The 24,378-nt window shown below is 57.8% G+C and carries 24 protein-coding genes and 1 tRNA gene; 13 read left to right on the top strand and 12 right to left on the bottom strand.

Translation table 11 applies throughout. The annotated features are described in order from the left end of the window. The first annotated feature begins 1 nt into the window (after nucleotide 1). The 3 genes from QMG40_RS15035 (at nucleotide 2) to QMG40_RS15025 (ending at nucleotide 2,410) form a co-directional block, all read left to right on the top strand. Nucleotides 2-892 (top strand): ABC transporter ATP-binding protein, encoded by an 891-nt coding sequence (locus QMG40_RS15035; RefSeq protein ID WP_283531920.1) that lies wholly within the window; start codon nucleotides 2-4, stop codon nucleotides 890-892. Next, entirely contained in the window at nucleotides 889-1,878 is a 990-nt protein-coding gene (locus QMG40_RS15030; RefSeq protein ID WP_283531919.1) for a siderophore-interacting protein, read from the top strand. Before QMG40_RS15035 ends, QMG40_RS15030 begins: the two co-directional genes overlap by 4 nt. A 112-nt stretch (nucleotides 1,879-1,990) precedes the next feature. After that, complete coding sequence (locus tag QMG40_RS15025) at nucleotides 1,991-2,410, top strand: VOC family protein (protein ID WP_283531918.1); 420 nt, start codon at nucleotides 1,991-1,993, stop codon at nucleotides 2,408-2,410. A gap of 47 nt (nucleotides 2,411-2,457) precedes the next feature. Here the strand turns inward: QMG40_RS15025 and QMG40_RS15020 are convergent, their stop codons facing one another. After that, a complete protein-coding gene (locus QMG40_RS15020; protein WP_283531917.1) occupies nucleotides 2,458-3,024 on the bottom strand; it encodes a MarR family winged helix-turn-helix transcriptional regulator in 567 nt (188 codons plus the stop codon). A gap of 147 nt (nucleotides 3,025-3,171) precedes the next feature. Here QMG40_RS15020 and QMG40_RS15015 point away from each other — a divergent pair, with 147 nt between their 5' ends. The 8 genes from QMG40_RS15015 (at nucleotide 3,172) to QMG40_RS14980 (ending at nucleotide 12,025) form a co-directional block, all read left to right on the top strand. Then, the gene (locus QMG40_RS15015; protein WP_283531993.1) at nucleotides 3,172-5,007 is read left to right on the top strand and encodes an ABC transporter ATP-binding protein; all 1,836 of its coding nucleotides are present in this window, start codon (nucleotides 3,172-3,174) and stop codon (nucleotides 5,005-5,007) included. A gap of 98 nt (nucleotides 5,008-5,105) precedes the next feature. After that, nucleotides 5,106-5,879, top strand: a complete 774-nt coding sequence (locus QMG40_RS15010) for an SGNH/GDSL hydrolase family protein (RefSeq protein ID WP_283531916.1) — start codon at nucleotides 5,106-5,108, stop codon at nucleotides 5,877-5,879. A gap of 379 nt (nucleotides 5,880-6,258) precedes the next feature. Next, a complete protein-coding gene (gene rpmB, locus QMG40_RS15005; protein WP_038465685.1) occupies nucleotides 6,259-6,495 on the top strand; it encodes a 50S ribosomal protein L28 in 237 nt (78 codons plus the stop codon). Continuing rightward, entirely contained in the window at nucleotides 6,495-6,662 is a 168-nt protein-coding gene (gene rpmG / locus QMG40_RS15000) for a 50S ribosomal protein L33 (RefSeq protein WP_044574616.1), read from the top strand. The genes rpmB and rpmG overlap by 1 nt, the downstream gene beginning before the upstream one ends. A gap of 4 nt (nucleotides 6,663-6,666) precedes the next feature. After that, complete coding sequence (gene rpsN / locus QMG40_RS14995; protein ID WP_062285947.1) at nucleotides 6,667-6,972, top strand: 30S ribosomal protein S14; 306 nt, start codon at nucleotides 6,667-6,669, stop codon at nucleotides 6,970-6,972. A 316-nt stretch (nucleotides 6,973-7,288) separates the two neighbouring features. Beyond that, nucleotides 7,289-7,570 (top strand): HU family DNA-binding protein, encoded by a 282-nt coding sequence (locus tag QMG40_RS14990; protein ID WP_038465691.1) that lies wholly within the window; start codon nucleotides 7,289-7,291, stop codon nucleotides 7,568-7,570. A 219-nt stretch (nucleotides 7,571-7,789) separates the two neighbouring features. Further along, on the top strand, nucleotides 7,790-10,015 hold the full coding sequence (locus QMG40_RS14985; RefSeq protein WP_459253021.1) for a cytochrome c oxidase assembly protein: 2,226 nt from the start codon (nucleotides 7,790-7,792) through the stop codon (nucleotides 10,013-10,015). Nucleotides 10,016-10,111: 96 nt separating this feature from the next. Continuing rightward, nucleotides 10,112-12,025, top strand: coding sequence for an NHL domain-containing thioredoxin family protein (locus tag QMG40_RS14980; protein ID WP_283531991.1), 1,914 nt, complete (start codon nucleotides 10,112-10,114; stop codon nucleotides 12,023-12,025). Nucleotides 12,026-12,059: 34 nt separating this feature from the next. Here the strand turns inward: QMG40_RS14980 and QMG40_RS14975 are convergent, their stop codons facing one another. The 5 genes from QMG40_RS14975 to QMG40_RS14955 all read right to left on the bottom strand — a co-directional run bounded on the left by QMG40_RS14975 (nucleotide 12,060) and on the right by QMG40_RS14955 (nucleotide 17,063). Next, nucleotides 12,060-13,166 (bottom strand): hypothetical protein, encoded by a 1,107-nt coding sequence (locus QMG40_RS14975; protein ID WP_283531914.1) that lies wholly within the window; start codon nucleotides 13,164-13,166, stop codon nucleotides 12,060-12,062. Beyond that, the gene (locus QMG40_RS14970; RefSeq protein ID WP_283531913.1) at nucleotides 13,135-14,724 is read right to left on the bottom strand and encodes a helicase HerA-like domain-containing protein; all 1,590 of its coding nucleotides are present in this window, start codon (nucleotides 14,722-14,724) and stop codon (nucleotides 13,135-13,137) included. The genes QMG40_RS14975 and QMG40_RS14970 overlap by 32 nt, the downstream gene beginning before the upstream one ends. A 32-nt stretch (nucleotides 14,725-14,756) precedes the next feature. Next, nucleotides 14,757-15,683, bottom strand: a complete 927-nt coding sequence (locus tag QMG40_RS14965; protein ID WP_283531912.1) for an AEC family transporter — start codon at nucleotides 15,681-15,683, stop codon at nucleotides 14,757-14,759. Between the two features lie 41 nt (nucleotides 15,684-15,724). After that, nucleotides 15,725-16,141, bottom strand: coding sequence for an aspartate 1-decarboxylase (gene panD, locus QMG40_RS14960; protein WP_283531911.1), 417 nt, complete (start codon nucleotides 16,139-16,141; stop codon nucleotides 15,725-15,727). 61 nt (nucleotides 16,142-16,202) lie between these two features. Next, a complete protein-coding gene (locus QMG40_RS14955; RefSeq protein ID WP_283531990.1) occupies nucleotides 16,203-17,063 on the bottom strand; it encodes a LysR family transcriptional regulator in 861 nt (286 codons plus the stop codon). 179 nt (nucleotides 17,064-17,242) lie between these two features. Here QMG40_RS14955 and QMG40_RS14950 point away from each other — a divergent pair, with 179 nt between their 5' ends. After that, nucleotides 17,243-18,541, top strand: coding sequence for an MFS transporter (locus QMG40_RS14950; RefSeq protein ID WP_283531910.1), 1,299 nt, complete (start codon nucleotides 17,243-17,245; stop codon nucleotides 18,539-18,541). A 109-nt stretch (nucleotides 18,542-18,650) separates the two neighbouring features. Here QMG40_RS14950 and QMG40_RS14945 read toward each other — a convergent pair whose 3' ends face one another. The 5 genes from QMG40_RS14945 to QMG40_RS14925 all read right to left on the bottom strand — a co-directional run bounded on the left by QMG40_RS14945 (nucleotide 18,651) and on the right by QMG40_RS14925 (nucleotide 22,092). Beyond that, entirely contained in the window at nucleotides 18,651-19,814 is a 1,164-nt protein-coding gene (locus tag QMG40_RS14945; RefSeq protein ID WP_283531909.1) for a N(5)-(carboxyethyl)ornithine synthase, read from the bottom strand. Continuing rightward, the gene (locus QMG40_RS14940) at nucleotides 19,811-19,945 is read right to left on the bottom strand and encodes a hypothetical protein (protein ID WP_283531908.1); all 135 of its coding nucleotides are present in this window, start codon (nucleotides 19,943-19,945) and stop codon (nucleotides 19,811-19,813) included. Before QMG40_RS14940 ends, QMG40_RS14945 begins: the two co-directional genes overlap by 4 nt. A gap of 162 nt (nucleotides 19,946-20,107) precedes the next feature. Then, nucleotides 20,108-20,178, bottom strand: a tRNA-Gly gene (locus QMG40_RS14935). Nucleotides 20,179-20,421: 243 nt separating this feature from the next. Then, nucleotides 20,422-21,600: a cation:proton antiporter gene (locus tag QMG40_RS14930; RefSeq protein ID WP_283531907.1), complete on the bottom strand. Its 1,179-nt coding sequence runs from the start codon at nucleotides 21,598-21,600 to the stop codon at nucleotides 20,422-20,424. A gap of 6 nt (nucleotides 21,601-21,606) precedes the next feature. Beyond that, a complete protein-coding gene (locus QMG40_RS14925; protein ID WP_283531906.1) occupies nucleotides 21,607-22,092 on the bottom strand; it encodes a cation:proton antiporter regulatory subunit in 486 nt (161 codons plus the stop codon). A gap of 87 nt (nucleotides 22,093-22,179) precedes the next feature. Here QMG40_RS14925 and dcd point away from each other — a divergent pair, with 87 nt between their 5' ends. Next, nucleotides 22,180-22,755 (top strand): dCTP deaminase, encoded by a 576-nt coding sequence (gene dcd, locus QMG40_RS14920; protein WP_283531905.1) that lies wholly within the window; start codon nucleotides 22,180-22,182, stop codon nucleotides 22,753-22,755. A 131-nt stretch (nucleotides 22,756-22,886) separates the two neighbouring features. Here the strand turns inward: dcd and QMG40_RS14915 are convergent, their stop codons facing one another. Beyond that, complete coding sequence (locus QMG40_RS14915) at nucleotides 22,887-24,218, bottom strand: MFS transporter (RefSeq protein WP_283531904.1); 1,332 nt, start codon at nucleotides 24,216-24,218, stop codon at nucleotides 22,887-22,889. Between the last annotated feature and the right edge of the window lie 160 nt (nucleotides 24,219-24,378).

Below are 24,378 nucleotides of genomic sequence, written 5' to 3'. Positions count from 1 at the left end.
GATGACCAAAAGCGCATCGAATCCCGCCGCAGAACTATCCGCCCGTGAGCTGTCATTGGGCTATGGCGAACGCTCCATCGTAGAAAATCTGAACGTTGAGCTACCCGCCGGCAAAATCACCATCATTGTTGGTGCCAACGCCTGCGGTAAATCCACCCTGCTGCGCGGTCTGGCCAGGCTGCTCAAGCCAAGCGCCGGCGTCGTACACCTCAACGGGGAGGACATCCACAAGGTCCCCACCCGCGAATTAGCCCGCCAGTTAGGCATCCTTCCGCAAAGTCCCACCGCGCCGGACGGCATTAGCGTGGCAGATCTTGTGGGCCGCGGTCGCAGTCCGCACCAGGGCTGGTTCCGGCAGTGGACCCCGGCCGACGACGATGCCGTGGCCGCCGCGCTGAATGTCACCGGCACACAGGAGCTAGCCGACCGGAGTATTGATGAGCTTTCCGGTGGGCAACGCCAACGAGTCTGGGTAGCCATGGCGCTGGCCCAGGAGACCAAGGTTTTGTTGCTTGATGAACCCACAACGTATTTGGATTTGGCGCACCAAGTAGAGGTTTTGGATGTGGTGTCAGAGCTGAACGCCCGCCGGGGCATCACCGTAGCGATCGTACTGCATGATTTAAATTTGGCCGCACGCTATGCCGATCACCTGATTGCCATGAAATCCGGCGCCATTGTGGCCCAAGGTCCACCCGGGGAGATCCTGAACGCTGAGCTGGTGTACAAGGTGTTCGGACTGGACTCGGTGGTGGTCCCGGACCCTGTAGTGGGCACTCCGATGGTGGTTCCCATAGGGCGCCGTGCTGCAGCGTTGGCTGATAAAGCGGCAACCCTATTATCTAATGCCGGTGTGGGACGCGTTCCCGCCGTAGAAGGAGTTCAGGTATGAGTGCGGCAATTCTGGCAGCGACCTCCATGCAGGAACCTCTGGTTGCGGACCCTATCAAGCCCATGCGGTCATTTGATTTACGGGTCAGTGCCGTTCAGCGCTTAAGCGAGCACTTCCGCCGTATCACCTTAGTTGGTGACGACCTTGCACTCTTTGGCTCCAATGCTGCCGGTGAGACCCTGGATTTGCGTGTCAAGGTCATGATCCCCTCACCGGGCCACGCGCTGCCTGAGCTGAACAACATCCGTGGCTCTTTGCAGGATGACTGGTACCGGAATTGGCTTGCGTTGGATGAGGCGGTGCGGGGAGTGATGCGCACTTACACGGTCCGTGCCCTGCGCCCCGAGGTTCCGGCTGCGGGTGGGAAGCCAGCCGTTCCTGCCGAGCTGGACATCGATTTTGTGCTGCATTTGGATGCCGGATCTGGACCAGCGGCCGAATGGGCCGCCGCTGCACAACCGGGGGACTCGCTGACGTTGGTGGGCCCGTGTGCGCGTTGGGGGGATTGTGTGGGCATTGAGTTTGCTCCCGGGGAGTCCCGGCGCGTCCTGCTCGTTGGGGATGAGACGGCGGTTCCCGCGATTGCCGCCATTCTTGAAACACTGCCCCCGCATGTCAGCGGCCATGCCGTGCTGGAAGTGCCACAGGCTGACGATTTCCTTGATATTACGACGCCGGCCAATGTGGAAGTTCGGTGGTTGGCGCGTGGTGGAAATCCGCACGGTGAGGTGATGTCGGCACAGGTGAGATCCCTTGTTGTGCCGGCGGCGTGCGCGGTGGGAGAGGAGCCCGAAGATGTGGATATTGACTCTGCCATCCTGTGGGAAACCCCCGTTACGGCCACCGGTCATGGCTTATACGCCTGGATTGCTGGAGAGGCGGCAACAATCCGTGAGCTGCGCCGCTACCTGGTCCGGGATGTGGGTATGGACAGGAACGCGGTGGCGTTCATGGGATATTGGCGCAAAGGTCAGGCGCTTTCATAATAATTGGTGGCAGCTCCCTGCCAACTACTGACTTTGGTGGCGAACCGGGGCATAATTTCACTCATCCCCACGAGGTTTTCCATTCGGTAAAATGTCCGCAAGGAGCAACATCATGGCAACACAACTGAACCCGTATTTGAATTTTAGTGGCAACGCACGGGAAGCCATGGAGTTCTATCATGGTGTTTTTGGTGGTGAGCTGGAGCTAAGCACGTTTGGAGATTTTGCGATGGCTTCGGACCCGGGCGACGCGGACAAGATCATGCATTCAAGGCTGGTGAGTGAGAACTCGTTGGTGCTGATGGGTTCGGACACACCCAGTTCCATGGAAATTTTCCGGGGCACTGACCACGCCGTGTCCCTCAGTGGCCAGGACGAGGTAGAGCTGCGCGATTATTGGGACAAGCTCTCCACCGGTGGTCAGATTGTGATGGCGCTCGAGGCGGCTCCGTGGGGAGACGACTTTGGCATGTGCACCGATAGGTTTGTTGTGCCATGGATGCTTAACATTGGTATGACTCCACAGGCATAACACGTTTTATGATGAAGAGGCTTCTGAGCAAGGAGTGGAGCAGGCATCTAGTGGGGTAACTGCCCGAGGATCCTGGCTAGTTCGGCACGGTCGTGTGCGTTGAGGGTGGCAAAGTACTCCGTGGACTTGTCGCGGCGCTCGGCACGGATGCTGTTATAAAGCTCGGCTCCGGCATCGGTGGCCACGATGAGCGTGGCCCGCCTGTCGGTGGGGTCCGGTTCTCTGCACAGAAGCCCCTTAGCCTCGAGTTGGTCAACCACTTCAGTGGCCGAACGTGGCGCAATACGCAAACGCTCGGCCAGATCCTTTAGCCGAGTCACACCGACCGCACCGGATGCCCCACTATTGCAGTTCGCAGCATTGCGGTTCGCAGCATTGCAGCTGGCAGAGCCCGGTGAGACATCCGGCTGCGCCCACTCCTGCTGCGCCGGCGATGGTTCACCCGGGACGGGCTCACCCGGCGCTGGACGATTGCGCTGCAATGTCATCAGTGCCCGCCACTGATGCGGGGTTAATTCCCAAGGGGCCAGCTGTTGGGACCACGTCCGGCGCAGCCCCCGAAATGCCGCGTGAAAGAGTTCGCCTAGATCGGTCGCGTCGTCAATGGATGCCATAAAAACAGCATACTAAATTTGACCCCCAACCACATAGTGAGGTAACCTCGCTAATAGTTGGTGCGAGTCCCGCGCCCCGCACAACATCTGGAGGTGGCGCCCTTGACTAAAAGAAACGTCAACCAAAAACAAAGGCCCAGCCGTGAACTGTCCGGCTCACCAGGCCTGAATTCACGCGGGCCCGCCCGCGTGAAACCCGGGGATGAAGCGCAAATCAAGCGCCACCCGGTGAGCATGCGCCGCATTGTGGCCCTGTTCGCACCACACAAGGCGAGTATTGCCGCCGTCGTACTCTTGATCAGTGCCTCCAGCCTGATCTCGCTGGCCCAGCCGTTCCTTGTCCGCGGGGTCATTGATTCAGCCCTGCCGGAAAAGAATCTCAAGCTACTGGCATGGCTGGCCGGTGCCATGATTGCCGTCGCCGCGGCCACTGCCCTGATCGGGGTGGTGCAAACCTGGATGACCACGGCCATGGGCCAAAAAATTATGCACACACTGCGAACAAGACTATTTACACACCTACAAAAGCAGTCGCTCTCATTCTTCACAAAAACCCGCAGCGGTGAAGTGCAATCGCGGCTAAATAATGACATTTCAGGCATGCAGTCCGTTATTACATCCACGGCAACCGGAGTCGCCTCGAATCTGACAACCGCGGTGGGGACAGCGATCGCCATGGTGGTCTTGTCCCCGCAGTTAGCCCTACTCTCGCTGATAGTCATCCCGCCGGCCATCTGGTTCTCGCGCCGGGTAGCCCTGCTCCGGCGCGACATCACCTCCACCATGCAGGCCGAGCTGGCCACCATGAACACCTATGTGGAAGAAGGCCTAAGCATCTCTGGGGTGCGATTGGCCAAAACGCTCGGCACCACCGGCCGCGACGCCGAACGCTACACAGAGAGCTCCGAACGTCTCATTGGTCTGGAGCTGCGCTCGCAGTTAGCCGGCCGTTGGCGCATGGCAACTATGAGCATCATTTTCTCTGCCATCCCGGCGATCATTTATTTCGCTGGCGGGTTGCCGGCCAGCTCGATGACCATCGGCACTATCGTGGCGTTCACGGCACTTCAAGCCACTATTTTCCGTCCCATCATGGGGCTGCTAAACCTCGGAGTCCAGTGGGTCACTGCGATGGCGCTCTTTAGCCGCATCTTTGAGTACATTGATCTTGTCCCGGATATCACCGCCTCCGAAAAACCCGTTCCGCTGGATCCGGAACTTGTGCGTGGCGAGGTTCGGTTTGAAGGCGTCCGTTTCGCGTACGACGGCGGCGCTGAAGTGTTGTGTGGAATCGACCTTGCGCTACCGGCTGGCACCACAACGGCAGTGGTGGGCCCCACCGGTTCCGGCAAGTCAACGCTGGGAGCATTACTGCCACGACTGCACGATGTCACCTCGGGCGAAGTCACAATTGATGGAGTCGACGTACGCGAAATTGCCCCGGATGTTTTGGCCCGCATTGTGGGAGTGGTGTCCCAAGAGTCATATCTTGTTCACGCGAGCATCCGTGAGAATCTCCAGTTAGCGGCGCCCGAAGCCGATGACGCCACCTTATGGAAGGCATTAGCTTCAGCCCAGATTGCTGACCTCGTGGCCGCACTGCCAGAGACACTGGACACCCTTGTTGGTGCCCGCGGACACCGTTTCTCAGGCGGTGAGCAGCAGCGGTTGGCGATTGCCAGGACTATCCTGCGCAACCCTCGGGTGCTGGTTCTTGATGAAGCCACATCCGCCTTGGATAACACCACGGAAGCTGCCGTGCAGTTAGCATTGGATCATTTGGCGGTGGGCCGCACCACGCTGACCATCGCCCACAGACTTTCTACTGTGGAAGATGCCGACCAGCTGGCCGTGCTTTCAGGCGGATCGGTCGTCGAAGTGGGGGAGCCTGCAATTCTGCGCGACGCCGGAGGTGCCTATGCCGATCTCATCGCTGCCAGAGAAGCGGAGCGCTCCCAGAGTGCGCTGGAACCGGCAAGGTAGTCACAACTGTTCGCGCTGGCAGCACCTAGACTAGGAACTAAAGACCTCACGAGTCGAGCAGATATTTGTCCGGGGGCTGCCGGCGGCAAGGAGCAGGCATGGAATTTTCACTACGGTACGTAGCCTTGGGTGATTCATTTACCGAAGGTCTTGGTGACACGGACCCTCAGCTTCCCAATCAGGTGCGAGGCTGGGCGGACAGGGTGGCCGGGCAGCTTGTGCTAGCTCATCCAGAAGAAACGGTGGGGTACGCCAACCTCGCCATTCGCGGTAAAAAAATGAAGCAGATCCTGGCGGAACAAATTGATGGTGCGGTGGCCATGGCGCCCACTCTTGTCACCATCTACTCCGGCATCAATGACATCCTGCGGCCCAGAGTAGACATCGATGCCATGATCGCCAACTACGCGGACGGAATTGCCAAGCTGACAGCTACCGGCGCGCGGGTACTGATCTTTACCGGCTACGACGCCAGTTCCTCCAAAGTTTTTGCAAGCATCCGTGGCCGCACAGCCGTCTACAACGAGCTTGTCCGCGAAGTAGCCGAGGACCACGGTGCCGAACTCGTTGACTACTGGCGCTTCCGAGAGTACTGCGACTGGCGCCTATGGGGTATTGACCGTACTCACATGTCCACCCCCGGCCACATTAATATGGCGAACAGGGTGCTGGGGCAGCTCGGCGAGACTGTACGCGTACCGATGCCGGATCTGCCGCCAATGCCTGTCAAAACTACCGCTGAGTCGATTAAAGACAATGCCGCGTGGACTAGGGAATATGTTGGGCCGTGGGTGGGGCGCCGCCTCCGTGGAGTGTCCTCGGGGGACAATCTCAGCGCGCGCTGGCCCGCGTTGCGTACGCCGCTGGGCTAACTACCGGTCCTACGATAAGGCTCATATAAAGGCCCGTATAAGGCTCCGCGTGAAAGTTGTGACCGTGCCGGGGCTGCTGTTGAGCCTTGTTCACTCAAAGGCGTGATATGTCAATTAGTACAATTACCCCGTTTGCAACTAGACTGGGTTAGCGCTAGGTAGCGCGGAGCGTGTGCAATTGCTCCGGTTTGCGGTGATTATCCTCCCGTTGGCCGGTAGTTAGGGGCTCAAGTTGCGTGCATTCGGGTATTCTCCGGACAGCCAAGTTCCTTCTCATCATGGAAATGACGGTGGGGAATCATGCTGTCCAAGGGCGGACGCTGCCTCTTCGCACGGTTTACACCAGTGAACCGTTTCCATTCATTTTTTAGGAGTGATCATGGCAGCACACTGCCAGGTGACCGGAGCCGAGCCGGGCTTTGGACATAGCATTTCGCACTCGCACCGCCGCAACAAGCGTCGGTTCGATCCGAATATCCAGAAGAAGCGCTACTGGGTACCGTCCTTGCGCCGCAACGTTACGTTGCAGCTATCCGTCAAGGGCATCAAGACCATCGACGTGCGCGGTATTGACGCCGTCGTCGCAGAAATTCTCGCTCGTGGGGTGAAGCTCTAGTGGCAAAAGACAAGGACGTACGTCCGATCATCAAGCTGAAGAGCACCGCGGGCACCGGGTTTACTTACGTAACCCGCAAGAACCGTCGTAACACTCCGGACCGTTTGGTTCTGAAAAAGTATGATCCCAAGATCCGTCAGCACGTTGAATTCCGAGAGGAGCGCTAAGACTATGGCTAAGAAGTCCATGATCGCGAAGAACGAGCAGCGCAAGGTCATCGTAGAGCGTTACGCCGAGAAGCGTCTCGCCCTGAAGAAGGCCCTCGTTAGCCCGACCTCCACCGACGAAGAGCGCGAAGCGGCCCGCCTGGGTCTGCAGAAGCTCCCGCGCAATGCATCGCCGGTACGTGTTCGTAACCGCGACGCCATTGACGGCCGTCCCCGTGGAACGCTCCAGAAGTTCGGCATCTCCCGTGTACGCTTCCGCAAGATGGCGCACGCTGGCGAATTGCCCGGCATCAAGAAGTCCAGCTGGTAATACCCAGTTCTAATTAGGGCGGTGACCTTCGGGTCACCGCCCTTTTTTGCTGCCCTTCTTACTTTTGCTGGTCACCCCTCCGCCACCACGGTCACAGCCGTGAGGGTTGCACCATAGGCCCCTAAGCGGGGACAAATCACGGACAGAGTAGTTGGCTGAGAGCGAAATATGCCTAGATTCCGGGGAAATTGACCCAGAAAACGCCGCAAAATACCGAAATTTACCGGAATCCCGCGGAATAACTGGTAAGTTCGCTAGCAGTGGTTGACACGCAACCGCGTGGAATTGGATTTACTTTACGTCCAGGAGGACAAACATGGCTAAGAATCGTAGCGAACTGGTTGCTGAAGTTGCAGCAAAGGCTGAGACCAGCCAGACAGCAGTAAACGGCGTACTGGATGCACTCTTCTCAGTATTCGAGAGCTCCGTTGCAGCCGGCGAAAAGATCACCATCCCGGGCTGGCTCTCGATCGAGCGCACAGACCGTGCAGCTCGCACAGGCCGCAACCCGCAGACCGGCGAGACCATCCAGATTGCGGCAGGCCACAGCGTCAAGCTGTCCGCTGGCTCCAAGCTGAAGGCTGCTGTCAAGAAGTAATTTCTTCACTGCAATAGGTGAGGGCGGCCGGCATTTGCTGGCCGCCCTCACCTATTTAACCCTCACCTAGTTAGGCTCGGGGGTGGATAATACTTTTCGCACCATGTCCACCAGGGGCGAAAAGTATTATCCACCCCCAGGCTTGAAAAAGGTGCACTCACCACTTCCTGAGAACTGCCTGATTCGCACTATGTTCCCCAGTTGCAGGAGAATGGGAGTGTGCCCCCCGTAGATTCTGCTCAAGCCACGTCAATCCGCCCTGCACCCGCTTCACACGGGGGCACCTTCGCTGACGGTATTCGTAGCCGTTGGTGGTGGCTCGGATTGGCGTTCGCGATGGCCGCGGTTGTTGCGTCCCTGATGTGGACCGGTGCAGCGGCTGTAGCCCAACTTGCCGACCCTGGCGCGTTTACCCGGTGGGGGCTTCCCATTGCCACCACCATTCACGATTTGTCTCTTTCAGCTGTCATTGGTGCGCTGATCTTCGCAGTGGTGATCTTGCCCAAAGACCTCCACGCTCACCGCCCGCATACGGGCAGGATCAAAGAGGATTCTGCAAAACGGACGCAAGTGCCGGAACACCCCGCCTTCACGCGCGTAATGACGCTGGCCATGGTTGCCGGTGGCGTATGGACAGTGTCCTCTATTGCAGTTCTCGTGCTGACATATTCAAGTATTTCCGGACTCGCGCTATCTGGATCCAATGAATACACCAATATGTTGGTGTTCTTCATGACTGAGCTGCCCGTGGGGCAGGCGTGGTTGCTGATCACTATTGCGGCGGCAGTTGTCACCACCATGGTGATTGGTCTGCGCAACATCAGCGCGTTGGCCGTACCCCTTGTGCTAGCCATTCTCTCGTTCGTTCCGCAGGCCTTGATTGGTCACTCGGCTTCCAGTGCCGACCACAAGGGTGCGGTAAACTCGCTCTTCCTACACATCACCGGTGCCTCGCTGTGGGTGGGGGGCATCATTGTCTTGGTGGTTGTCTCCGGAGTGTTGGGTGAAATCACAGCCCAGACACTCAAACGCTTTTCCGCCCTGGCGATCTTTGCCTTTGTTGCCGTGGCAGGGTCCGGGGTCATCAACGCGGCCATCCGCATCACCAATTGGCATGACCTCTTTTACTCCTCCTACGGTCAGCTGATTTTGGCAAAATCGGCTGCCACCATTGTCCTTGGTGTTATTGGCTGGATGCACCGTGAATGGGTTATTCCTCGACTGGCCGGTGGCGAACGCAACAACGGCACGGCAAACACACGGCGGTTGCTGTGGCAGCTGATCTTCGTGGAACTGCTGATTATGGGCATTGTTAGCGGGCTGGCCGTGGGGCTGAGCCGCTCGGCACCGCCTCAGTCACGAGAACTCGCGCAAGAAGCTCTCACACCTGCCCAGATCCTTACCGGGTATCCGCTGCCACCAGAACTTGAATTTTCCCGTTGGTTTAGCGAATGGCGCATGGACTGGCTGTGGGTGGCCTTTGCCGTGTTGGCTGGAGCGGCATACATCATTGGGATGGTGAAGCTTTACAAGCGGGGCAATAAATGGTCTGTGCTGCGCAGCATCTCTTGGTTTGTTGGGCTCCTGTCCCTGGTTTATATCACCTCAGGTGGACCGGCAGTTTACGGTGCTGTACTTTTCAGTGCGCACATGGTTGAGCACATGGCGTTGATGGTGGTGGCCCCGCTATTTTTGGCGTTGGGCTCACCGATCTCTCTGGCTTTGCAGGCCCTGGTGCCCCGGCGCGATGGTTCCCGTGGTCTGCGCGAGTGGATTCTTGTCCTTGTGCATTCCAAATATTCCAAACTCATCACGCACCCGTTGTTTGCTGCGGCGAACTTCTCCGGCAGCCTGATTTTGTTCTACTACTCGCCCGCATTCAATCTAGCTATGCGTTATCACGTGGGCCACGAGTTAATGATCATTCACTTCACGCTCACTGGTTACATCTTTGTGCAGAGCATGATTGGCGCCGACCCCTTGCCGTTCCGTGCGCCCTACCCACTGCGACTGGTGCTCCTGCTGGCCACCATGGCTTTCCATGCTTTCTTTGGTGTGTCTTTGATGATGGCCACCGCACTGCTCTCGGGTGAATACTTCGGCAGCATGGGCAGGCCCTGGGGTGATGCGGCACTGATCGACCAACAGACAGCCGGTGGAATTGCCTGGGGTGTGGGGGAATTTCCCACTTTGCTGATCGCATTGGGGGTTGCCTATATGTGGTCCAAATCCGATGCGCGTGAAACTAAACGCAAGGATCGGGCCGCTGACAGGAATAAGGACGCCGAGCTGGGCGCTTACAATGACATGTTTGCCCAACTTGCCGCTCGTGACGCCGTCACGGACAGCTCACACCGGGGTCCGGCTATGCCTCATCGGCTGCAGCATAAGAGCAGCGAGACAAAGCCAGAGGCCAGTGCGAAGGACAACAGCAGGTCCCAGTAGGCAAACACAAGCAACACAAGGTTCAATAGCAGCATGAGAAAGTGAGCCGGGGTCCCCGGCCGGTAGGCAAGGAGAAACGTACTAGTGGATTCCGCAATGAAAACCAGCCCTGTCCGCATCAGGGCTTCGGAACTTGAAGGTCGCGGCTGGTTGAATACCGGCGGTGCAGAGCTGAACTTGGAAATGTTGCGCGGCAAGATTGTCATCCTGGATTTTTGGACATTTTGCTGTATCAACTGCTTGCACGTCCTTGACGAACTGCGCCCACTAGAAGAGCAATACAAGGACGTCCTTGTCACCGTGGGGGTGCATTCGCCAAAATTTGAGCATGAAGCGGACCCCGTAGCGTTGGCTTCTGCGGTGGAGCGCTACGATATCCAACATCCAGTGCTCGATGATCCTGAACTATTGACATGGCAGGCATACGCGGCCCGAGCGTGGCCAACGCTCGTTGTCGTTGACCCGGAGGGCTACATTGTTGCTCACCTCTCGGGCGAGGGTCATGCTGCCGGGCTGGCTTCATTTATTCCGGAACTCATTGCCGAACATGAGGCTAAAGGCACGCTCCACCGAGGTGACGGTCCCTATGTTGCACCAGAGCCAGTCTCTCGCGACCTGCGTTTCCCCGGCAAGGTCCTGCCTCTGGCGGATGGGAACTTTCTAGTTTCCGACACAGGTCATCACCGACTGGTCGAGACCGGTCCTGACCTGACAACAGTGGTTCGTACTATTGGCTCTGGCCAGCGGGGCTTCGTGGACGGATCGGCCCAAGAGGCAGAATTCAACGAGCCTCAGGGTCTTGCCCTGCTCCCGGGTGAGGTGGCAGCAGCAGTGGGCTACGACGTCGTGGTTGCCGATTCGGTGAACCACCGTCTGCGCGGGGTATCACTGGCGACGGGAGAGGTGCGTACGCTGGCCGGAAACGGGGTCCAGCGGCTCCTTGACGCTGGACCTGCCAGAGTCGCAGCAGATGGTGCAACCATCAGCGATACCCACCTTGGCACAGCACCCCTTGACGTGGCGCTGTCATCACCATGGGATGTTGCTTACTCCTCGACGCTGAAAACAATTGTCATCGCCATGGCCGGCACGCACCAGATCTTCGATTTTGATCCGGCAAGCGGTGCACTCACTGTGGTGGCTGGGAACGGTTTGGAAGGGTTGCTCGACGGCGCGGCGGAGCAGGCCTGGTTTGCGCAACCATCCGGCCTGACTGAGGACGCCCAAGGCAACATCTGGGTTGCGGATTCGGAAACCTCTGCACTGCGCGTGCTGAAATTTACGGACGACGGCGGCGTGCTGGTTGAGACGGTCATCGGCGAGGGTCTTTTTGACTTCGGCTTCCGGGACGGCGAGGCCGCGGCGGCCCGCCTGCAGCACCCTTTGGGCGTTGCGGTTCTGCCGGATGGTTCAGTAGCTGTGGCGGACACCTATAACGGTGCTGTCCGCCGTTATGACCCGGCTACTAAGACTGTTAGCACCTTGGCCCGTGGCTTGGCTGAACCCAGTGATGTTTTGCTTGATGAATCTGGTGAGATACCGCTGCTCATTGTGGTTGAAGCCAATAAACACCAGCTTGTCAGGCTCCCTTTGCCAAAGAATGCTCTGCAGGTGGATGAGGGTGCTGCCCAGACGCAGCGGCCCAAAACTGGGATTGCCCCGGGTGAACTTGCCCTGACAATCAATTTCTCCGCACCGACCGGGCAGAAACTTGATGATCGGTGGGGGGATCCCACCCAGCTGAAGGTCTCTTCGACACCGCCGGAACTGCTGCTTGAGGGGGAGGGGACGTCGGTGGGTCTCTCCAGGACCCTAGTGCTATCAGCGGACGTGCCTGAAGGTGTCCTGCATTTCACTGCGCGTGCAGCGGCATGTGACGGTGGCGAAGATGCCAACGGGGAGATCCCGGATCATGCAGCGTGCCACCTCTACCAACAAGATTGGGGTATCCCAGTTCTGATGAGTGCTGACGGGGCGAGCGAGCTGGCACTGGACCTGCGTGGGATCTAGCGGCGGGATCCAGGTGCCGAATGAGTGGTCAGTCTTAGTAGCTGACAACGGGGGTAACTGAAACGTCGGTCCCCGTGATTGACAGCTTGGCCGTGAAACCAAAGTCTTCTACCTCTTTGACCTCGGAGACGAGACCGGTGAACAGGTCCTGTTCTTGATACTGGACCTGAGCTTTTACGCTGAGCGGTGGGATGATCCACTGGCCGCCGTAGGGCGTGATTGTGATGGCCGGATACTCAACGATGGACCATTCCACAGGGGAGAGTACCCGGTTGTTTGTGCCTGCACTCATGGGGCATCCGGTGGGTAGCAAGACTGCTTGCTCGGCACAGGTGTCAAGATATTTACCGATGGCACCGCCTACCTGCGCCAAAAGGTCACTTGTGGGCCCGGTTGCGAGCCCTACCGCAGGAATGGCCTCGCCCGGAGCGCTTACAGTGCGTGTAACGGGAGGCGCTGCGAAGAGGGGGGAACGGTATTCAAGTTCATAGCTACCGGGGTAGAGCACGGCGAAAGAGTTTTTGCCCTCCGGCATATTGACGTCTACGCCGTTGATTATTGCTTGATTGGCGTTGACAACTGAGGCGTTTATTACCGGCAGAGTTCGCGGCACCATGACCCAGCTGTTAAAGAAAAGCCATTGCTGGGGACCCTGCGTAAGCTTGAAATCGGTGCTCATAGCTTTTTTGTTGAGTGTGTAACTGACGCTCACAATTTTGCTCTCGTCAGGGCCATCCACGGCGTCAGCAATCATCAGGTCCGTCATTGCTTCTTGGGAGGACGCCAGCGCTTCCCCGTCCAGGACTGCGGCATTCGCTGCGGGTACTTTGGCGTTCAGAAGACCAAGAGCCTTGGCCCCATCACCTTCTTTAAGCGCCGACAAATAATTGGCAACGGACTTTTCGGGACCAAAGTCGTTGGTGTTGACAACTGCAATGGTCACGATTGAAGCGGCGACTGCAAGCATAAATATGAGCAGCCACGTTGCTGCGATTTTGACGAGCTGGGTACCGTTCTTCACCCCGTCAACTGTACCGGGTTCAGGTGCTGGCTCTTGAATCTGGGGTTCCTTCTCGGTGCTCAGCGCGTCATCTACCCCTCGTTGTACGCTAACGACGACGCCTTCGTGGAGCAGTCCCAAACATGTCTCGCATCAGATTCCGGCCAAGTGAGCTTCCCATGGAACGGACCATACTTTTAAGTCCACCACCCAGCGCCCCACCCAAGACGTCCATGACATCTGAGGCCATCCCGCCGTCGTTGTTTGGCGCAGGAAGAGACACCGGAGGTGGTGGCGGAAGTGGCGAACCCGCCGCCGGGCCAGTCTTCGGTGCGGGCTCGGCTGCAGGAGCTGCCTGTAGTTTCTCGTAAGCAGAAATGGGGTCGACGGCGGTTCCATAGGTGGGTAAAAGCGCGGACGCCGCAATGACGGCCTTGAGTGTTTCCGCTGAGCAGGCTCCCATCACCGACCCGGGGGCCCGCAAACGTGTCAGAGCAACAGGTGTGGGCGCGCCATTTTCATTCATGACAGTGACAACTGCCTCACCGATTCCAGCGTTGGTGAGCACCTCGGCCAGGTCGTAGTCATTTATAGGGAAAGTTGAGACTGTGGCCTTGAGTGCTTTGGCGTCCTCGGGAGTGAAGGCGCGCAAGGCATGCTGGATCCGGTTGGCTAGCTGTGCCAGGACATCTGATGGCACGTCTTTAGGCGTTTGGGTGACAAAGAAGATCCCCACACCCTTGGAGCGGATCAGCCGGACCGTTTGAGTGATGGCGTTTAAAAATGCTTTGCTCGCACCGTTGAACAGCAAGTGCGCCTCGTCAAAGAAGAACACGAGTTTGGGCTTGTCTAGATCGCCCACCTCGGGCAGATCACGGAACAAGTCCGCCAGGAGCCACATCAGAAAAGTGGAGAACAGCAGGGGCTTGTCCTGGATGCTGGGGAGCTCCAGTGCGGTAATGACCCCGCGCCCATCCGGAGCTTTGCGCAACAGTTCTGCCGTGTCGAATTCAGGCATTCCGAAGAACTCTTCCATGCCCTGGGCCTCAAGGGTGATCAGTTTGCGCAGGATCACTCCCGCTGTGGCCTTGGATAGTCCTCCGAGGTCATGCAGTTCCGGTTTGCCCTCATCCGAGGTTAGGAAGGTAATGACTGCGCGTAGGTCTTTCAGATCGTATAGCTCAAGCTCTTTGATGTCCGCGTAGTGGAAAACAAGTTGCAAACTGGACTCTTGTGTTTCATTGAGCTCAAGCACACGGGCAAGCAGGATGGGGCCAAACGAGGTGATAGTTGCACGTACCGGGACGCCGTTGCCGTTGCCACCAAGTGCCAGGAATTCTACCGGGAAGGCCTGAGCTTGCCATTGCTGGCCAAGTGTTTGGGTGCGGGCTGTCAGCTTTTCGTTGCCTTCAGCCGCTGTGGCCAAGCCGGTGAGATCGCCCTTGATATCGGCCATGAAAACGGGGACCCCAGCGGTGGAGAGTTGTTCGGCAATCATGTGCAAGGTGACGGTTTTACCCGTTCCTGTGGCGCCTGCTACCAGTCCGTGCCTGTTCATCATGGCTAATGGGAGACAAATCTGCGCCTCGGGGGTGATTTCTCCGTCCACGATCGCTGCACCGAGAGCGATGGAAGAACCGCTGAACGTGTAGCCGATTTGAAAGGCGGCGATCAACTCTGCTGGGGTTTTTGTAGCCATAACGACAGCGTACCGCGCCCCAGCCCAAGAGGTCAGCCCAAGAGGAAGGCAACCGCGAACATGGCGGGAATGGCCAGAACCGTCGTGGCCAGCACCGTGTCTTTGGCAACTGTGACGCTCACTTGGTAGCGCTGGGCAGTAACGTACACGTTTTGGGCGGTGGGAAGTGCTGCGGCAACTACCACCGCAAACAGTCCTGCCCCGCTCATACCTAGGGCAAAGTGTCCCAGAAGAAACGCAACCGTTGGGTGGAGAATGAGCTTGAAAGCGGTGGCCAACAAAATATCGCTTCGTCGCCCGTCGGCTGCTGATAGGGGTTTACTGGAGCCCAGCGACATGCCAAAGGCGATCAAGATGGCAGGAATGGCGGCCCCAGCTATCAGGTGCAGTGGTTCGGCAACGAGGTTCGGCAGGTGCCAAGTAGTTGCAGCTAAAACAAGTCCCACCATTGTTCCCACGATCATCGGGTTACTGATGATCTGTAACAAAACACGTCCCGGTGTGGCGCGGCGACCACTGGTGAGGCTGTCAAGCAACAACAGATAGAAGGGAGTGTAGAAGGCCAGTTGAAACACCAGTACAGGAGCAATGAGTGCTGCGTCCCCTAGGACGTAGGCGGCGATCGGGATGCCTAGATTGGCCGCATTTGCCGTAGAAGAAGACATGGCAGAAAGAAGAGATTCCGCCAGCGATCGTTTGAGCCAGAACTTCACGATCAGTAGAAACGCTCCACCAGTGATGACAGCGCTTACCGCAGCCACTAAAAGAGGTTCTGCGAAAACACTCGCCAGGTCTGCTTTGGCAAGAGTCTCTACCAGCAGCGCCGGGCTAGCTAAGAAGAACGAAAGCCGGCTAAGCACCAACGGCGCATTCTCGCCAAGTACATTGCGTCTGCCAACAAACCACCCCACTAGGATGACGAGCCAAACGACGGAGAATCCCTCGATGACAGCTAACATTTAGGGGCAGCTAACACTGAGGGGCAGGGGAGGAGAAACGGCTAGTGGCTTTGCGCCATGGCGGGGCGCAGCAGGCCCGGCAGGATGGCCTCGGCGGGATCCGTGCCCAAATGAACTATGGCGTTCGCCGCATCAACGTGCACTACGGATGGGGCAAAGTCCAGAGCCTCCGCCGTGGTCATCTGGGCGTAGGTCATCAAGATGACAAGGTCGCCAACATCCACCAGGTGAGCGGCTGCGCCATTGATACCTATGACACCGGAACCGCGTTCACCGGCAATCGTATAGGTTTCCAGCCGGGCACCATTAGTGATGTCCACAATTGAGACAAGCTCCCCGGGTAGGATATCGGCGGCGTCGAGCAGGTCCGAATCCACCGTTACCGAGCCTACGTAGTGCAGATCGGCGTGAGTGACGGTTGCGCGATGAATCTTGGATTTAAATATTGTTCGAATCATAACCTCTCGAGTCTACCGCGTAAGGACAGGGCCGTGATGTGTCCGTCCTCACGGTGGGTGCTCACCGCCTGCCCACTGGTGTGAGTTTGCGCCCCATGATCGCTTGAGTCAAAGCATCCACAACCTCAGTGTTCGCAAGGGGATTTCGGATCAGGGTGAAGTCCACAGCGCCCACAGGCGGGAGCTCAAAGCGCTTCGTGATGATTTTCAGGTCCTCCGGAACAAGCGAAGTCGGCATGACAGCAACACCGATTCCGGCACGCAAAGCAGCAAGGACACCACTGATTTGTTTAGTGGTGCAGGTGACCCGCCATGTTCGGCCAGCATCTTCCAAAGCATCAAGAGCGAGTTTCCGGCTGAGGCTCGGCGCCGGATAAACAATGACAGGAACCGGGGCGCCAGGCTCAAGTACTGTTTGTTCCAATCCCACCCACGCGAACGTATCTTGCTTGACGACTTCACCCTCCTGCGCACCTGAAACCCACTTAACAAACACCAAATCCAGTGCCCCGGCTTTCAGGCGGCGGTGCAGCTGATCGCTCTGGCTCACTGTCAGCTCGAGGTTGATTTGTGGGTACAGCTGACGGAATTCGCGCAGAATTCTGGGCAGGCCCGTGATGGCAAGATCATCAGCGGTCCCGAAGCGTAACCGACCGCGCATCGCAGCACCGGAGAAGTACCGTGTGGCTACATTGTTGGCGGCCAGAATGGTTCTGGCAAACCCTGCCATTGCATCGCCATTATCGGTCAGACGTACTTCACGCGTGTCACGGGTGACAAGAACACGGCCGGCCGCCTGCTCGAGTTTGCGAACATGCTGGCTGACTGTGGGTTGGCTAATACCAAGACGCTCGGCGGCCCGGGTGAAGTTACGTGTTTCGGCTAGAACTAAGAAACTTTTGAGTTGGATGGGGTCAAAAATGGGGGTGTCGGACACTGTAGGACTCCCTTGTGTAATTACGAACTCCAATAGTACTTATAGGCATCATACTATTTCGTTATAGATCCCCACCGCCTAGGCTTGAAGAGGTAAACCCCTTCCGCCCTCAAAGTCCCAGGACCAAAGCGTTGACGCCCCCTCCAGTTTCACCAGATGCCGCCATGACCGCACCAATCAACCTAGTGAGAACACGTCCGCCGTGGAATCAGACTTTCTCGTCACTAAAAATCCGCAACTACCGAATCTTTGCCTCGGCGAACCTCCTTGCCGTCATCGCCTTGTGGATGCAGCGCGTGGCGCAGGACTGGATGGTGCTCGAACTCTCGGGGTCGGTCACCGCCGTCGGAATTACCGTGTTTATGCAGTTCATTCCTTCCCTTGTCCTTATGCCGTTGGGTGGAATTCTTGCCGACAGGTATTCAAAGCGGATGATCCTGATGATCAGCCAAGGTGTGGCTGGTGGCCTTGCGGCGATCCTGGCTGTCCTGGCGCTGTCCGGACACCTGGAGGTCTGGCACATTTACGTCATTGCTTTCGTTCTGGGCCTGGTGGTGGTTGCCGACCAGCCCGCACGTCAAGTCTTTGTCAACGAGCTTGTTGGCCCTGGCCAGCTACGAAACGCCATCAGCTTGAATTCCTCCATTTTTCAAATGGGTGGAATGATCGGCCCGGCCGTCAGCGGCGTGCTGATCATGGCTGTTGGCGGCGGCTGGGCCTTTGCCGCCAATGCGGTGGCATGCACAGTCACGGTGCTCTCGCTGCTGTTCATCCGCACCAATGACCTCATCCGGATGCCGCCGGTAAAACGTGCCAAAGGTCAGCTGATGGAGGGTGTTCGGTACGCCGTGAGTAGGCCGACCATTGTTTGGCCAGCGGCTATGGCGGCCGTATTCGCATTGTTTGGGCTGAGTCTTCCCGTGCTGATGGCTGCCTATGCCAACAACGTGTTCGACGTCGGTGCCGGAGGCTATGGTCTGCTCAATACGCTCGTTGCGCTGGGCGCGCTCTGCGGGGCGCTTGCCTCCACTCGCATTGCCACCCTTAGGCTACGCGGGGTCATGGCGGCTGCTGGTTCATATGGTGTGGTGTTGATCATCGCTTCGCGGGCACCAAATATGCTCACCTTTGGGGCAGTCATGGTAGTTGCGGGGCTCGCCTCGTTACTTTTCCTTACGAGCGCCAACCAATTGGTGCAAATGTCTACGAACGTACTGATCCGCGGGCGCGTCATGAGCCTGTACATCATGGTTTTAATAGGGGGCCAGGCGCTGGGAGGCCCACTGATGGGCTGGCTGGCCGAGCGTTTGGGCGTGCAGTGGGCCATGCTGATGGCCGGCGGGATGCTAGCGATGGCAGCCCTGGTGTTTGGCCTTGTGCTGGCTAAGAAGGGGCAGCTGACATTGCAGGTGAATCTGCGTAGCGTGCGACGACCCGTGTTTATTGTGCCAAAGACTGGCTGAGCAACTGCTTTGGGCTGCGCAGCAGCTGGGCTGTTTTACCCAGAGGTAAATACATCCCAGCTGCCCACGATCAGCCCGGAGACTCAGCCCCGGAGACTAAGCTCGGAGATTAAGCCTGGTCAAGCGGGAGGTGCGGATAACTTTCTTGGCGTTTTTGGAACTCCAGGATTGCCGGATTGATGATGACGCCGGCGGAAATCTCAACAGCGCGTTGGATGGTATCTGTTTGGGCCCACGTCTCACGGCCAGCCAGGACCGGTTCAATGAACGGCATCAGCGCTTCACTTATTTCCCACGTAGCCGAGTTCCACAGGTAACTGGGGCTGTGGTCAACCGCGTAGTAATTGATGTGGTCACCAACAGTGAACATGGGATCGGCAAAGGTTGTGCTGCGGGCCCAGCTGAACCCCATACCTTCATCGCAGGAAACGTCAACAATCAAGCTGCCCGGCCGGAGTGCGGCCAGGTCTGCTTCCGTCAAGTAGGTCATGGGCGCGTTGGGATCCTGCAAAGTACAGTTCACAATTATGTCCGCATCAGCCAGGAAGTCGCTCAACGGCACATCGCCGTCATCGAGCATGACAAAACCCATGTACGGCGGCTCAGGAGCAAAATCAAACTGCACCATTTCAACCGAGTGAATAGGTGCTGCAACTGCTGCAACGTAGCGGCTGGTCAAAACCTGAATATCGTAAATGCCCAGTGCCTTCAAGGCTGTCACCGCGCCACGAGCCGTGGCACCGAAACCAATTACCACCGCACTGAGGCGCCGTCCGTAGTCACCTGTTGAACCTGTTAACGCCAAGGAATGCATGACTGAGGAATAACCGGCGAGTTCGTTGTTCTTGTGAAACACGTGGAGCCCGAAACCTCCGTCTGAGGCCCAGTGGTTCATGACTTCAAAGGCGATCAGCGTCAACTTTTTATCGATAGCAAGTTGAGTTATGGCGCGGTCCTGGACGCAGTGCGGCCAACCCCAGAGGATTTGTCCGTCCTTGAGATCCGCCAGGTCTGAGGCCTGTGGCTTCGGTAGCAGGATGACGTCAGACTGCGCAATGACTTGCTCGCGGGAGGCGACAGCGCCCACCAAGGTGGCCAAGACGGCATTGGACATGCCAAAACGGTCTCCGTAACCCTCTTCGACCACCATCTGGGCGAGAATCTCCGGTTCCAGCCGGACGAAATGTTCGGGATGGATCGGTGCCCGCCGTTCATCAGGCTTGCGCGAGGCTCCCAATACACCCAGACGCAGCCCGTTTGTTTGGGCGCTCATTTCTTCTTTGCGGGTGTGGGCTTGTCCGCGATGGGGGCTGTGGATTCGCCGGCCCGTTTGTCAGCGCGCTTTTCCTTGATGGATTTGCTTGATTTCTTTGATGCAGTTTGCCGTGGTGATTTGTCGCCCATGTCAGCTCCCTAAGGTTGGGTCAAAGTGACCCCATGGCCTGACCTTACACTCCCCGGGCTGTGACAAGGACGTTGGCAGCATGAGAATGTGCGTTTCATGCTGTGTGTGAAGCGGCGCAAAAAGAAACACCCCGGCCCATTGGGCCGGGGTGTTTCGCAACGAGCGGGCGACGGGAATCGAACCCGCGTATCGAGCTTGGGAAGCTAGCGCTCTACCATTGAGCTACGCCCGCATTGGAAAAGATCCAGCAAGCTGACTCAATGTTCCGCTATTGATTGTAGCCGGTCTGCGGGCCTGCTTATTACCAGTGACACGCACTTTTTAGCGTCTGGCAACGCAAATACCTTACTCGTGGCACTCCGCCTTCGGCGGGAAAGCACCTTCGGCGGGAAAGCACTGTGGACGGGATATCACCGTGGGCGGGCTGGGGCAGTCGACAGCCGAGCATTGTCGGCGGACGGGCACAGTCGGTGAACTAAAAGACCGGCTCCGGCTTCTTGCCCTGGAGGGCGCGGACCAGTGGCTCCACATAACGGGCGGCAATGGGGCCGCTGACGGCCATGATGAGCACATATGTGGCGGCCAGGGCGGCAAGCTCCCCAGGTACTGCTCCGGAGGCCACGGCTAAGCCGGCAATGACGATTGAGAATTCTCCACGCGCAATCAAAGCGGCACCGGCACGGGCACGGCCGGGGATGCCAATGCCCTGCCGCTGCGCCGCCCACCAGCCGGTGGCCACCTTGGTGATCGTTGTGACAAGAGCTAGGAGGAGTGCCACACCGAGAACAGGAGGGATGCTGCGCGGATCGGTGTTCAGTCCGAAAAGAACAAAGAACATGGCGGCGAAGAGATCACGCAAGGGCTCAAGGACCCGTGTGGCGTTCTCTGCGGTGCCCCCTGATATTGCGATCCCAAGCAGGAACGCCCCAACGGCTGCCGAGACCTGCAACGCTGATGCCACCCCAGCCACAAGCAGTGCCGCACCGAGCAGCTTTAGTAGAAAAGATTCCCGGTCGGGGCTGTCTAAAACGCTGGAGACCATGTGCCCGTATCGCAGCGCACCCAGCAGGACCAAGGTGATGACGGCCAGCGAAATACCCACGGCCGTGAATCCTCCCATGAAAGACATGCCCGATAAGACGGCAGTCAAAATAGGTAAATAGGCCGCCATGGCGAGGTCTTCAATCACCAAAATAGCCAAAATGACAGGAGTTTCACGGTTTCCGAGCCGGCCAAGATCGCCAAGCACCTTAGCAATGATGCCGGAGGAAGAACTGTAGGTGATACCGGCCATCACCAGGGCACCCACGGGACCCCAGCCCAGGATCAACGCAACTCCTACCCCTGGCAGCATGTTCAGAACCAGGTCAACCAAACCTGCCAACCAGGACTGTTTCAGGCCTGTTACGAGCTCCTTTGCCGTATATTCCAAACCAAGCATAAGCAGCAGGAGGATGACACCAATTTCGCTGGCGATATGGGCGAAGCCGTCAATCCCACCCAAGTTAACGAAGCCACCTTCACCGAAAGCCAGGCCTCCAAGCAAGTAAAGCGGTACGGGAGACATCCCAATGCGCCCCGCGAGACGACCCAAAAAACCGAGCCCGAAAAAGACTATTCCAAGCTGGATGAGGGAGAGGGTCGTTGCTTCCACGGCGATCTACAACCGTGACTGCAAGATGAGTGCAGCTTCCGCAAGCCCTTCATCGGTACCAACTATGACAACCATGTCACCTACATGCAGGGTTGCGTCCGGACGCGGTGAACCAAGCACGTCACCGTCCCGCAGCAAGGCGACTATGGAGGTCCCTGTCCGGGTGCGCATCTGTGTATCGCCCAAGGGCCGTCCAGCGAATGCGGAGCCCTTGCGAATCATGATTTGGTGCGTACTGACACCCGAAACACTTTCCTGCTCGGCGCTGAGTTGAGCAATGAGCTGGGCTGATCCCAAGAGCGTTCCCAGCGCTGCGGCTTCCTCGGCGCTGAGCGGTATGGAAGCGGCACAAGCGTCCGGGTCATCCACACGCGAGAGGATCAGTTCTGTGTGGCCGTCACGATGGGTTACAACACCAACGCGCCGTCCGGTGGCTAGCCGCAGTTCTCTGCGCACACCAATGCCTGGAAGAGGCGTCTCTTCAATATTCATGGTTCTTACTTTAGCTGTGGAACGCGCACAAGGCCCACGCAGGACTCTTGCTGTAGTTCTTGGGGGTAAATGCGCTATTTTTAGTAGGTGCTGATCTCTGACCGCGATATACGTGCCGAAATTGCAGCCAAGCGCATTGTCTTGGACCCCTATGACCCTGCCATGGTGCAGCCGTCGAGTGTTGACGTGCGCATTGACAGGTATTTCCGCCTGTTCGATAACCACCGCTACGCTCACATCGATCCGGCGGAGGAGCAGCCCGAGCTGACTCGGATGATTGAGGTTGCGCCGGAGGAACCTTTCATTCTGCACCCGGGGGAGTTCGCCTTAGCCTCCACCTATGAAACCGTCACGCTGCCGGACGACGTCGCCGCGCGCCTAGAAGGAAAATCCTCGCTGGGCCGTCTTGGTCTTGTTACGCACTCCACGGCGGGCTTCATTGATCCGGGGTTTTCCGGTCACATCACCTTAGAACTTTCCAATGCGGCGACTCTGCCCATCAAACTCTGGCCGGGGATGAAGATTGGTCAGCTTTGTTTCTTCCAGCTGAGCTCACCCGCCGAGAACCCGTACGGCACGGGCCCGCACCAGAACCGCTATCAGGGTCAGCGCGGCCCAACAGCGTCACGTTCCTTCCTTAACTTCCACCGCACGAAGATCTAGTGGACACGAAGTCCTAGTGGACACGAAGTCCTAGTGAACCGGGGTTCGCTTAAAGTACGCACCCAGAACCTGTCCTTCCCTTAAGAAGGCGCCCGCCGTCGTCGTACTTCAGCGGGATGAGCGCGCCATAATTAGACGCGTGTGGCTGTGTGAAATTCTGGTTTCTTGACAGGTAATAGCAGTACCAGGCCCAGCACCAGGACCACCAAGATCCCTAAGATGCCCCAGCGCTGGGAGCCGAATTGGGTGATGAAGAGGGTAAAGAGTGCCGGTGCCATGAAGGATACGGCCCGCCCTGTGGTGGCGTAGAGGCCGAAGAGTTCGCCCTCTTGTCCATCCGGTGCAAGCCTTGCGATGAACGTCCGTGAGGATGATTGGGCTGGGCCCACGAACAGGGTCAGTAACAGTCCGAAGACCCAGAATGCTGTTTGGCCGTGGAGGAAAAACAAGAAAGTGGCACTGATGATTAGGCCCAACAGGGACGTCACAATGACTGCCTTGGGACCAAATTTGTCATCGAAGAATCCGGCGGAGAGGGCTCCCGCAGCAGCCACAACATTGCCGGCAATGGCGAAGATGAGCACATCGGCCGTCTTGAAGCCGAATGTTCCCACTGCGATGACGGCACCAAAAGTGAAGATCGCGGCCAGACCGTCGCGGAAAACTGCGCTGGCAATCAGAAAAAACAGGGTGTGACGGGAGGTGCGGAAAAGCCTGACGATTGTGTGCCACAACTCTAGGTAGGCCGCAAAGAAGCCCACTTTGGGCATGTTTGGGTTGCGCGGCGCTTCGGGGATGGCGAACATGAGTGGGATGGCGAAAATAATTATCCACACGGCGGAGAATAATGCCACCACACGGTAGGTCATGCCGTTCTCGCTGGTGATCCCGAAGATCCCGACATCCGGCTGGATCAAGGTGAAATAAACGAACAGCAAGGCCACGATGCCGCCAAGATATCCGGTCGCCCAGCCAAAGCCGCTGACCTTGCCAATCGTTGACTTGGTGGAGATTTGCAGCAACATGGCGTTGTAATTGACGCCCGCGATCTCAAAGAAAACATGCCCAGCCGCGATGAGCAGGCATCCCAGGAGTAGATAGGACTCCTGCGGTTGGACAAAAAAGCAGGCCGCGGTCAACAATGCCACCACTAAAGTGTTGATGCCTAGCCACATCTTGCGCCGTCCGCTATGGTCGGTGCGTTGTCCCGAGACTGGGGCAAGTAGCGCGATGGCTAAGCCACCTATGGACATGGTTAGACCAAGTAGCGCCGAGGCGCGGTCAGCACCTCCGAAAGCATCCCCTGTGAGATACAAAGCTGTGAAGATGAAAGTGGTCATGACGGCGTTGAATGCTGCACCACCCCAATCCCACAACGACCACGCAACAATTTGCCATGTTGTGCCGGTCGTTTTGCTCGTGCCCGATGGCGGCGAGGCGGCTACGGAAGGGTAGTCAGTCATAGGGCACATGTTATCCGGGGAAAACGATCAAGGAGGTAACCTCGGATGAACGTTTTGGGCGGACCGCTTCCTCTGGCCAGTTTTTGCGGTGCCACAATTGGGGCCGGCCACGCAGCGGGAGGGTAAATTCCGGGGTGCGAGTTGGTAGACTACAGGGGTC

The sequence above is a fragment of the Arthrobacter antibioticus genome (genome assembly GCF_030063205.1).
Lineage (GTDB): Bacteria > Actinomycetota > Actinomycetes > Actinomycetales > Micrococcaceae > Specibacter.
Note: the sequence above shows the minus strand (reverse complement) of the source record. Positions and strands in the feature narration are given on the sequence as shown.